The sequence below is a fragment of the Corallococcus sp. AB049A genome (genome assembly GCF_003668885.1).
GTDB classification, from domain to species: Bacteria; Myxococcota; Myxococcia; order Myxococcales; family Myxococcaceae; genus Corallococcus; species Corallococcus interemptor.
Genome location: NZ_RAWL01001065.1, coordinates 1 through 456, shown reverse-complemented (window position 1 = coordinate 456; position 456 = coordinate 1). Strand labels below are relative to the sequence as shown.

Below are 456 nucleotides of genomic sequence, written 5' to 3'. Positions count from 1 at the left end.
TAACAATATTATTCTGCATGTTGTTTGGCAAAACGATAAAGCCATACCTCATGTTCCAACCCTTTGCTTGCAGGAACGTGTTGCTAAAGTTTTATTGAAACGATATGAAGAATTAATGAACTCGCAAGCTGCTATTCCATGCAATAATTTATTAATTGTATTGAATGAATTTGAATGGATAAAATGGAAAGAAAGATTAGCAATTGAAAGAATGGAGGTAAAAGCTAAAAAAGTTTTGTCGTTGTTTGAAGAAAGCAACCACCATTGGGAAGAAGTTTTCTGGTGGATGCTTGCTTATAATTTCGGATTGAAAGTAAATGCAGAAATATTTATTCAAATGGCAAAATATATTTCTGTAAATGTGCTGGCAAAACATAAACAACAGATTAACCAGTTAGAAGCTATTTTATTGGGAACAGTTAATTTATTGAATGAAGATTTTGAAGAAGTATATCC

The 456-nt window shown here is 31.4% G+C and carries 1 protein-coding gene; it reads left to right on the top strand.

The window, feature by feature from the left end; all coding sequences use genetic code 11:
• A partial coding sequence (locus D7X55_RS40870; RefSeq protein ID WP_121725751.1) for a DUF2851 family protein occupies positions 1–456 on the top strand: 456 nt, incomplete at both ends.